The 10,024-nt window shown below is 72.0% G+C and carries 10 protein-coding genes; 5 read left to right on the top strand and 5 right to left on the bottom strand.

The window, feature by feature from the left end; genetic code table 11:
• Positions 1–547: SIS domain-containing protein (locus ACYQ3J_RS07035; protein ID WP_460126183.1), on the top strand; the 547-nt coding region annotated here is incomplete at its 5' end.
• Positions 548–615: 68 nt separating this feature from the next.
• The gene (locus tag ACYQ3J_RS07030) at positions 616–918 is read left to right on the top strand and encodes a transcriptional regulator (protein WP_460126303.1); all 303 of its coding nucleotides are present in this window, start codon (positions 616–618) and stop codon (positions 916–918) included.
• A gap of 40 nt (positions 919–958) precedes the next feature.
• Here ACYQ3J_RS07030 and ACYQ3J_RS07025 read toward each other — a convergent pair whose 3' ends face one another.
• Complete coding sequence (locus tag ACYQ3J_RS07025) at positions 959–3,136, bottom strand: hypothetical protein (RefSeq protein ID WP_460126181.1); 2,178 nt, start codon at positions 3,134–3,136, stop codon at positions 959–961.
• A complete protein-coding gene (locus tag ACYQ3J_RS07020; protein ID WP_460126179.1) occupies positions 3,039–4,112 on the bottom strand; it encodes a DEAD/DEAH box helicase in 1,074 nt (357 codons plus the stop codon). Before ACYQ3J_RS07020 ends, ACYQ3J_RS07025 begins: the two co-directional genes overlap by 98 nt.
• A gap of 173 nt (positions 4,113–4,285) precedes the next feature.
• Here ACYQ3J_RS07020 and ACYQ3J_RS07015 point away from each other — a divergent pair, with 173 nt between their 5' ends.
• Positions 4,286–4,738, top strand: a complete 453-nt coding sequence (locus ACYQ3J_RS07015) for a DUF2286 domain-containing protein (protein WP_460126177.1) — start codon at positions 4,286–4,288, stop codon at positions 4,736–4,738.
• On the opposite strand, the gene ACYQ3J_RS07010 is transcribed toward ACYQ3J_RS07015, so the two are convergent.
• From ACYQ3J_RS07010 to ACYQ3J_RS07000, 3 genes are read right to left on the bottom strand one after another with little or no spacing between them, the layout of a single operon-like run.
• Complete coding sequence (locus ACYQ3J_RS07010) at positions 4,735–5,631, bottom strand: eIF2B alpha/beta/delta subunit family protein (RefSeq protein ID WP_460126175.1); 897 nt, start codon at positions 5,629–5,631, stop codon at positions 4,735–4,737. The two genes, ACYQ3J_RS07015 and ACYQ3J_RS07010, sit on opposite strands and share 4 nt — an antisense overlap.
• A gap of 33 nt (positions 5,632–5,664) precedes the next feature.
• Complete coding sequence (locus ACYQ3J_RS07005) at positions 5,665–5,916, bottom strand: hypothetical protein (RefSeq protein WP_460126173.1); 252 nt, start codon at positions 5,914–5,916, stop codon at positions 5,665–5,667.
• A 16-nt stretch (positions 5,917–5,932) separates the two neighbouring features.
• A complete protein-coding gene (locus tag ACYQ3J_RS07000) occupies positions 5,933–7,471 on the bottom strand; it encodes an NAD(P)H-hydrate dehydratase (protein WP_460126171.1) in 1,539 nt (512 codons plus the stop codon).
• Between the two features lie 137 nt (positions 7,472–7,608).
• Between ACYQ3J_RS07000 and ACYQ3J_RS06995 the strand changes: the two genes are divergently transcribed.
• Entirely contained in the window at positions 7,609–8,430 is an 822-nt protein-coding gene (locus tag ACYQ3J_RS06995) for an aldo/keto reductase (RefSeq protein WP_460126169.1), read from the top strand.
• A gap of 129 nt (positions 8,431–8,559) precedes the next feature.
• Complete coding sequence (locus ACYQ3J_RS06990) at positions 8,560–9,930, top strand: hypothetical protein (protein WP_460126167.1); 1,371 nt, start codon at positions 8,560–8,562, stop codon at positions 9,928–9,930.
• The last annotated feature ends 94 nt before the right edge of the window (positions 9,931–10,024 follow it).

The raw sequence follows: 10,024 nt of genomic DNA, 5'->3' as shown, positions 1-10,024 counted from the left end.
CGCCCGCGGGGTGGTCGAGAGGGTCTCCCGCGCCCTCGACCCGGGGTGGGCGCTGGGGGAGGCGGAGAGGCTCGCCCCCGCCCTGGCCGGCGGCGGGATCCCGGTCGTAGTGGCCTGCGGCGCCTACGCCCCCCTCGCCTGGAGGTGGAGGAGCGAGCTCGCGGAGAACACCGGCATCCACGCCCTCGTCGAGGAGTACCCGGAGGCCGGGCACAACGCCGTGAACGCCTGGGTGGAGCCCCAGCCGGGGCGGTGGGTCTTCATAGTAATCAAGGCCTCCGCAGGGGACGAGGTTTGCTCGGCGATCGAGGACTGGGTCGAGGGCGAGTACTCCAGGCGCGGCGAGGCCTACACCCTGGACCTCAAGCGCTTCGCGGCCACCCACCCCCTCGCCGCCCTCCTCGAGGGCGCCATGGTGGCCGGGGTGGCGTCGAGCCTGGCGGCGGTGAGGATGGGCAGGGACCCCGCGGCCACCCCCGGGATAAGGCGGTACAGGGAGGCGGTGAGGGCGGTCGAGGAGCGCCTCCGCCGCGGGGGTGGAGTGTAATAGCCGGGAGGCCCGGGTAAGCTATAATATCAACCAGGGGCACCCGCGGCGCGGGGCTGGTGTCTGGGATGAATAGGGACCAAGCTGTCGGGGCCGGGCTCGCGGCGGGCTCGCTGCTCTTCTTCGTAATCTACGCCTACATACTTCTCTTCACCAGGTACGACTTAGTCCTCCTCAAGCTCACCGCGCTCGCCCTAGTGGGCATCGCCGCCGGGATCCTGGCGTGGATCGGCTACACGCTCGCCACCACGCCTCCCCCCAAGCCCATCGAGGAGATCGAGAAGGAGGTCGAGGAGGAGCTGAAGAAGCTCGAGCAGGAGCAGGAGAAGGCCGGGCAGGAGGCCGGGGGCAAGGAGGCGGGGGCCGGGTAGGCCTGCCCCGGTGCACGAGCCACTACGTAGCAATGTGGGGTCACGCCTCTGCCCCCTCCCGCGTTAGCCTGGCGAGGAGGGCGGCTAGGTACGTTAGCCTGGCCAGGTTCCTCAGGTACTCCTCCAGCTTGCCGGGGATCCTGTACTTCAGGCTCTCCGGGCTCAGGGGGCTCCGCCTGAGCGTCCTGGCGAGGCCCTGGATTGTGACCGCCCTCACGGGCCCGGCTCCGCCCACGTCAACGAGGCCCTCAAGCCACGCGGGGTCGGCGTAGGGCACCCCAAGGGCTTCGGCGAGCGCCTTGGACGCGCTCATCGCCCTCGACTCGGCGAGGCGGGCGAGCAGCCTGAGCCCCGCCCTCGCGAGCTCGGCGGAGTCGACGCGGGGGTCGAGGGTTGCGAGCGTGAGGCCCCCGTACTCGACCCTCGCCAGGGTCCAGGCCTCGAGGTCCACGAGCCTCCTGGGGGGCGCTCCGCGGCGCGGGTCGACGAGGCTGACGGCGGCGCGGGAGGTTGAGCCGTCGTAGTAGGCGAGGCCCGCGAGCACCAGCCTCCCCAGCCCCCTCGCCTCGACCGGGTGGGCTACTACCGCGATGCCCGCTATCCCGTGGCTCCTCGAGGGCCTCGGGAGGGATGGCTTCAGCCTCGCCAGCCTCCTCGACGCCTCCAGGCTCGACGCCACGAGGAGGGCGGCGGCTCTGGCCTCCTCCAGGCCGGGGCCCCAGTCGAAGCCCAGGGACTCCAGGGCAGCGTAGGCCTCCCGGTCGACGCGGGCGAGTAGGGCCTCGTCGAGGCTGGAGGGCCTGAACCCCGAGACCCCCCGGGCTATGGAGGCCCAGTCCAGCCTCCCGATCAGGCCGGCCGCGGAGGGCTCGTAGGCGGTTAGGAGCCTCTTCTCCCCCAGGGCGTGGAGGCAGAGCCTGACCGCGCCCAGGGGGACGCCGTGGACTCGCCTGAGGTAGAGCATGAGCACGGCGAGGCCCAGCCTCGCGGGGGCCTCCGGGTGGCCGTGGAGCCCCTCGGCTGCGAGGCCATAGGTGTAGTCCCTCCAGCTCCCGAGCAGGCGGGCCCCAGGCTTCACGGTGAGCACTCGCCTCCTCGGCCTCGTCGCCCCGTCCCTCCCCGTGACGGTGGAGGGGGTCCTGCTGTAGACGAGCCAGACGCACTCGACGGGCGCCGCCTCTGCGAGGCCGAAGCCCCTCCTGGGGACCCTGGCCTCCAGCTCCACCCTGGCCTCCAGCAGCCCCTCCTCGAGGTCCCGCCACGGGTCCGGGTCGCCGCCGAGGCTCCTCCTGGTCGCCCTGTAGGCCCTCACCGCCCCCGCGAGCCAGGGGGGCGCCTCGCTGGTGAACGCCTCCTCCAGGCTGTACTCCACGACCTCCGTGTACGCCCCGCTCCTCCTACCCCTCAGCGCCGCCACGACGGTGGCGTCGACGCGGTCGATGCAGCCCGGCTGCAGCTCCTCGGCGACCCTCCTCACCGGCGCCTCGCCGGCCCCCCGCATTTCCCGGACGCCGGGCAGCTTGAACAGCCTCCTCGAGCTGTCGATGAGCTCGTAGCTGTAGAAGTGCAGCCTGGTCCAGAGCCTCTTGAGCGCGGTGTGCCTCGCCCCCCCGGCTCCCAGGACTCCGGCGGCCTCGAGGGCCTCCTCCTCCAGGCGGGTGAGCCTGACCCCCTTGAGTAGGGGGCTCAGGAGCTTCGCGGCGCCGGTGAAGAGGGCCTTGTAGTGGTTGCTGGGGTTGACCTCGAGCCTCTCGGGCTCCGCGGAGAGGAGCTCCCTCACCACCCGCAGGCCCCGCGCGAGGGTGTCCAGGTCCAGCTCCCCGAACGGTATGACCACCGTCTCGGCCCGGCGCACCCTGGGGTCCATCCTCTTCCTCCACTCGGCCTCGGCGACGTCCCTGGGATCCTCGGGGAGGCCGAAGTAGACCGTTCTAACGGTGTTGGTGAACTTGAAGTCCAGCTCGCGGAGCACGCTGGCCGGCACCGCCAGGACGGCGGTCCCGCCGCGCTCCAGCGTCGCCTCCGCCCCCCCGCGCTCGCGGGGGTCCATGCCGGCCAGCCTGTGCCTGGCGTCGGCCCGGGCCCAGCCCTCGCCGCGCTCGAACCTCCTCCAGAGCAGCCTAGCCAGAGTCTTCGCCGCCCACGCGGTCCTCGTCACCACCAGCGTGCCGCCGGGGGGGTCGACCCTGTCCCTGGCGTACCACTCGAGGAGGTCCACGACCTCGTCGAGGCTGGGGGGCGACGCGGGGGGCCCTGGCCCCCCTGGACCTCAGGTAGGCCACGACCTTGTAGGCCTCCTCCCTGAACCGGCCCGGGTCGCGGGCTGCCTCTGCGACGTCCCCCGGGACGCACTCGAGGCCCTCGAGGGCCTCGAGGGCCACCCGCCTCGCCTCCTCCAGGGTCTTGCCCACGATTATGTAGACGGTGTTCGCCGGCCTCCGCGGCGCCGCCTCCACGGCGAGCGAGGGCCTGCCGGTGACCCCCTCCAGGTGGGAGGCCAGCTCGCCGGGGTTGGAGAGGAGGGGTGACAGCACCGCTACCTGAAGCTCCCCCCCACGCGCCGCCGCCAGCAGCTCGGCCACGCCGAGGAGCAGGGCTATGGAGCGGGGCTCGTAGCGGTGCAGCTCGTCCAGCACGAGGAGCCTCACGGAGTCGAAGGCCGGCGAGAGCACGCTCGACCCGGGCTTCGCCAGGTGCCTCTTGAACTCCTCCAGCAGTATCCTCGCCTTCACCACTAGCACGTCGGCGTCCACGACGCTCCTCCTCGTCACCACGCCCTCCTCCAGCGCGACCTCCTCGAGCACGCTGTACATGTTGAACCCGAGGCTCTCGGAGTAGGCGTAGAGCCTGTAGTACTTGCTCGCCGCGCCCCGGAGCGAGGGGTAGACCACGAGGACCCTCGGCCTCACGCCCATCCTGACCCAGGCAGCCACGGCGGCGACCCAGGCCTCGGTCTTACCCGACCCGGGCTCCCCCGAGAGGACGACGTTGAACCCGTCCAGGAGCGCCCTGTAGACCCTCTCCTGGTGCACGTACAGCCGGGCCCCCCTCAGGTGCGTCCCCGAGAAGCCGGGGTGGACGCTCTCGAACGCCAGCCCCGAAAGCGGGGGCTCCGAGCCAGGCTCCTCGTAGACCTCGAAGTGGAACCCGTAAGTCCTAAGCACCTCACCCGTGCTAGCCCTGAGAGCCTCCAAAGGCCGGGCGCCCTCTCCCCCCTACAGCAAGCCCCCAGGAGGGCCCGGGGGAGACCGGCGCCCGCCCCCACCCCCCGGGCCCCGGGCGGTGGGCTCGTGTGGCGCTAAGGCCCTGTTAAACTCTTTATTGAATCCATAATTAAACCCGCCTCGTGCCCGGCGCCCCCTGGCTCGTGGCGGGTGGTCTGGGAGTGCCTGGAGGCGTGGTCGTGGTTCACGCCGTTGAAGGCGGGATCGTGGAGTCGGTGGTGGAGGATAGGGGGCTCTACGATGCTGTGAGGGAGTACGCGAGGCTGGCGATGGAGAAGTGGGATGTCAGGAGGAGCGACTTCCTCGTGCTCAGGGACAGGCGTAGGCTGAGCCCTGACGAGGTCGACGTTAGATCCGTCGCCGGCATGGAGGGGGTTGAGGTTGGGAGGGACGGCTACGTCTACGTCACCGTGTTCCTGGTGAGCTACGATAACTCCTTCATAGAGGGTGAGGGGGGCAGGGTGGAGGACTACGTCGACAGGGCCGTCTACATTATAGCCCCCAACGTGGGGGAGGACTTCAGGGACTTCCTCGAGGTAGAGGCGGCCGAGATCACGGCGCCGAGGAGCCCGCCGAAGGGGGTCAGGGAGGCCTAGGATCCCGGCCGGCGCCCCAGGATCCACTCCACCATCCTGGAGTGTAGCTCCCCCGGGAGGCCGGGGCTCCAGGGGTGGAGGCCCCACTCGGTCGCCGCCTTCCCGAGCAGGCTGGGTGGGGTCTCGTCGAACACCGGCAGCTCCACCGGCCCCCACCCCTCGATCTCGTAGGTCCTCCTCGCTATCCTCACGCCGCCGCAGCGGGCGTGGGGGTGGATCTTGTAGGATTCGAACACCGCCACGAGGGGGATCCCGGCCTCCCTCGCGGCCAGGGCGAGGAGCCTCGTCCCAGCCTTGTTGACCAGGCAACCGTCCCGGGTGACGGTGTCAGCTCCAACCATTGCAACATCCACGCCGCTGAGGCGGTCGAGCATCAAGGCGTCGGGGGCCAGCTCCACCGGGATCCCGGCCCGCCTGAGGCGCCTCGCAAGGTGCACCCCCTCACCGCCCGGCCTGGACTCGAAGACCACCACCCCCACCACCCTCCCCCGGGCCTCTAGGATAGCATCCTCCACGCTGCTGCTGTAGCTGAAGGCCGCCACCGTGGCCCCCTCCGGGATTGCTCCGGCAGCGGCGGCCCTCAGCCTCCCCCGGGCCCACTCCATGTACTCGAGCAGCCTCCCCACCGCCCGGGCGAGGGCCTCGTCACCGCCGGAGGCGCAGGCCTCCCGGATGAGGAGGGCGAGGTTGTAGAGGCTGGCCATGCTAGGGTTAGCCGCCTCGACCGCCGAGGCCACCGCCTCGGGGTCCCTGCAGGGCCTCCCCCCGCCCTCGACGTCGGCTAGCAGCGCCTCCGCGGCGACCCTAGCGCTCCACGAGGCCCCCCGGACGGTTTCACCCGCTACCCTCGCTAGCGCCCCCCGGAGCCTGTCGAGGCCCTCGAGTCCCCCCACGGCGGCCGCCCTCCAGCAGGGGATCCCGGGGGGCTACTCCTCCCCCTCCTCCTCTAGGGCTAGCAGTCCGAGCTTGGCGAGCCTCCTGGCTATCCTCGCGGCCCCGCTCCTCGACCTGACCTTGACGTAGACCGTGTCGCCCGCCGGCTCTAGGAGGACCCCGGGGACGCCGAGCTGCCTGACCACCTCCTCGGCTTCGGCCTTGGCGGGTATCACGTAGTAGCCGTGGGGATCCCGCCTGGATAGGAGGTCCCTCACAACCCTCTCAACGCCTCCCTCCTCCAAGCCGCTCGCCCCCGCGTTAGGCTGAGCCTGCGAGCCTCAAAGCCTCGATGTACGCCTGGGGCAGGCTTTCTATCAGCCGGGTCGCGGTGAGCAGGCCGTGGCTTCCTGCGGCTATCTCGCCCGCCCTCCCGGTGAGCCACGCCGCCGCGGCCGCGGCGTTGAGCGGGTCCGGGTCGCCGGCGAGGCTCGCCCTCCTCGCCAGGAAGGCCGCAGTCACGCCCGCGAGCACGTCCCCCGTGCCGCCCACGCTCATCGCGGGCGTGCCCGTCCTGTTCACCCTGCACCCCCCGTTGGGGGCGCAGACCACGTCCTCGGGCCCCTTCCTGAGGACGGTGGCGTTGTACTCCCCCGCAATCGCCCTCACGTGCTCCACGCTCCCGTCGCCGTCGAGGAGCATCCTCGCCTCGCCCCTGTGGGGCGTGAGCACCGCCTCAGGCCACAGCTTCAACCCCAGCTCGGCGACCGCCTTCAACGCGTCCGCGTCGATCACCACCGGCTTGCCCCTGAGCCTCTCGAGGAGCCCCGCCACGGCCTCGAAGACCCTGCCCGACGCCCCGAGCCCCGGGCCGACGACGACGGCGTGAGCCCTCCCGGCGAGCGCCGCCACCTCGTCGACGTGGCCCGGGCCGAGCTCGCCGCCCTCGAGGGGCCTCGGGATGAGGTTCGGGTTCCAAGAGGCCGCGGCCTGCGCCGAGCCGCCTGGGCCGGCTACGAAGGCTAGGTCAGCCCCCACGGTGAGGGCTGCGGTCGCCGCGAGGGCGGGGGCGCCGTAGTAGCCCCTGCTACCCCCCACGACTAGGACCCTGCCCCCCACCCCCTTGTGGGCGTCCCTCGGCTTCGCGGGGATCCTCGCAGCCACGTCCCCGGGGCCGGCGAGCTCCTCCGCGGCGGGCGGGAGGCCTATCTCGGCGACCCACACCTCCCCCGCGTGCCTCGAAGCCCTCGCCAGGCCCCTCTTCGCCCTGTGCATCGTGACCGTCGCGTCCGCAACCACCGCCCCCTCCACCGCCTCCCCGGTGTCGGGGTCGACCCCGGTGGGCACGTCGACGGCGACCTTCAGCCCCCCGGCGGCGTTGACCTCCGCTGCAAGCGTCGCCACGGGCTCCCGGAGCCTCCCCCTAACGCCGACGCCCAGGAGGCCGTCCACCACTGCGTCAGCGCTCGGCGGCTCGGGGCGGCCGCCGCGGTACACCCTAACCCTGGCGTACCCGCTCCTCAGCAGGGCCTCGAGGTTCACCCTGGCGTCCCCGTGCTCGACGAGCCTCGGGTCGTAGGCGAGGACAACCTCGACCCTTGCACCCCGGGCGGCGAGGTGCCTGGCGGCCACCAGGGCGTCGCCGCCGTTCCCGCCCCTCCCGGCGTAGACCACGACGCGCCTGCCCTCAACGCCGCCGAGCTTGCACTCAACCAGGTCGGCGACCGCCCTCCCAGCGTTCTCCATCAACAGGAGGAGGGGGACGCCGAGCCAGACCCCGTTAACCTCCCAGGCCCTAATATCCTCGACCCTCACGGCGCCGGAGCCGTCCCACCGCCTGAGGCCGGGGCACGAGTCCAAGGCAGAGGCACACCCCACCCGCAGGGCTACAAGAGCGGCCCCGCGGCCTCCTCCGCGAGGGTTGGGGGTGGGTCTTTAGGTATATACTCGCCGTTAACTCCGGCCCCGGACCCGGACGGGGCTAGGGGTGTCTAGCGTTGCCCAGGTACCCCGTGGACTCGTCGGACTGGAAGCTCATCGGCTCGGACAGGGTCTCGGCTATAGGCCTCGGGACGTGGGCGATAAGGGACCCGAAGGCTGCGGAGGACGTCATGGTTGAGGCGGTGGAGTCGGGGCTCGTGAACCTCATCGACACAGCTGAGATGTACGGGAACGGCTCCGCGGAGGAGGTGGTGGGGAGGGTTATCAGGAGGGTCGGCCGGGACAGGGTCTTCGTCACCACCAAGGTGCTCCCCTACAGGTTCACCGACGAGTACACCGTGGAGAAGGCCGTCCGGGCAAGCCTCGCCCGCCTCGGGGTCCGGGAGGTGGACCTGGTCCTCGTGCACTGGAGGAACCCGAAGCTCTCCGCCGGGGAGCAGGTGAGGATTCTGGAGAAGGCGGCCTACGAGAAGGGCCTAGCCCGCTACATCGGAGTGAGCAACTACGACACGGGCGAGCTTGAGGAGGCGCTCACCGCAACGAGGAGCGCGGAGGTGGTGGTTGACCAGGTGCACTACAGCGTCCTCCACAAGGAGCCGGAGCGCACGGGGCTCCTGGACCTGGCCATCAGGGAGGGGGTGACGATACAGGCCTACACCCCCCTCGAGAGGGGCGAGGTCGCGCGCCACCCAACCGTGAGGAGGGTCGCCGAGGCCGCCGGCAGGACCCCGGTGCAGGTGGCCCTCAACTACCTCATCTCGAGGCCGCGGGTGGTGGCGATACCCAAGACCGAGAATAGGAGTCACCTCCACGAGATACTGGGATCCCTCGGCTGGCGCCTCCCCCCGGAGCTTATAGAGGAGCTCGAAGCCATCTAGCCCCCCGGGATCCCCTCCTCTCCTCCGGGGCGAGGCTAGGCCCTCCCCGGCCCCGGCGCTTTTAACATCCTAGCCCATGCCCTGGCGTGTGTGGAGTCTAGCGTCCGCGTTGGAAGGGGTGCCGCGTGGTTGGGGTTCGAGTCGACCCGGCGTGATAGGCTGGCGGCGCTGTCGGCCGGCCTCGCAGTCGCCGCCTCCGCGTTGATGCTCTTCGCCTCCATCCTCGCCTCCACGGCCCAGGCCTACGTCGCAGGGCTCCTCAAGCTGCTGGCGGGGAGCGTTGAGGGCCTCGGGAACGCCACTATAGCCGTGGCCGCCCGCGGAGGCTCCGAGGCGTTGAGCCCCGCCGCGGCCGCCCTAGCGTTGAGGCGCTACGCCTCCGCCACGGGCCTCTCCGCCCTCGCCGCCGCCCTCACCGGGGTGCTCCTCCCGGCCGCCGCCCTCGCGGCGAGGAGCGGCAGGGGCAGGGGGCTGCACCGCTTCCTCCTCGCCTGGGGCCTGCTCGTGGCGTTGATGGAGGCCGCGCTCGCCCGGTCCAGCCCCGCCTACTCCGGGCCCTACCTGGCGCCGCTCGCCGCGCTCGCGGGCGGGCTCCTGGTCGCCGCTGCCGGAGCCCTGCCCGGGCGCCTCGCGAGGCAGGCCGCTGCCGTCGCCCTGGCCGGGGGCCTACTCGTCGCTGCAGGCGTCTACATGGGCGCCTACCCCCTCGACGCCTCGACGGCGGGGCTCTCCTGGCTCACTAGCGTCAACCTCGGGGTTAAGGAGACCATCGGGGCCCGGGGGCTGAGGGCCCTGACGGACCCGGCTTTCGCGGCGAAGGGGCTCGCGGCGCCGAGGCTGGAGGAGGCCGCGGCGAGGCTGGGCAGCCTCGAGAAGCTCATGGCCGAGGGGAGGGCGTCGGGCGACACGGTGAAGAGCGCCCTGGAGGGCGTCGCCGAGACCCTCAGGGGGGTAGCCGAGTACCTCCCCGACCCCCTGGCCTCGAAGGCCCTCAGCCTCGCCTCGATGGCCGGGGAGCTCGCCGACCGCGGCGCCAGCCCCGGGGACGTGGAGGCCCTCAGGTCGGGCGTGGCCGAGCTGGCAGGGGAGGTCGGGGAGCTGAAGCTCAACTCGAGGGGCGTCGCCGCGGGCCTGGAGGCGGTGCAGCTACTCCACCCCGTGGTGCTGGCCCTCGCCTCGACGCTCGGCGCGGCGGCGGCCTTCACGCGGGGCAGCCGGAGGGCGGCCCTGGCAGCCCTCGCAGTCGCCGCGGCCTCCCTCGCCGCCGCCTACGTCTACGCCTCCACCCTCACGGGGCCCGCGAGGCTCGCCGGCGAGTACATCGGGCTCATGGGCAGGAGGAGCCTGGAGGTGAGGACCTACCCCCACTGGAAGGCGGCCGCGACCGCCGCCGGCCTGGTGTCCGCTAGCCTCTGGGCGGCGCTCGCGGCCTCCGCGCTCGCCGCGGCGGGCGGCCTGCTCTACGCCGCGGCCCGGCTTCCCGCCTCGAGGCGCGGGTGAAGCCCTGGACCCCCTCCACTCCCCCCCTTCCGGCCTAGTGATTAAGTCCTCCAGGCGCCCAGCCACGCTACCAGGGCGCTTGCGAGGGGGTGGC

The organism is Stetteria hydrogenophila (genome assembly GCF_054657575.1).
This window is presented reverse-complemented; position numbering and strand designations above follow the sequence as displayed.

Bases quoted from the DNA above. Each gene is read 5' to 3' on its own strand.
- ACYQ3J_RS07030 (WP_460126303.1), top strand. From the start codon at position 616: ATGAATAGGGACCAAGCTGTCGGGGCCGGGCTCGCGGCGGGCTCGCTG.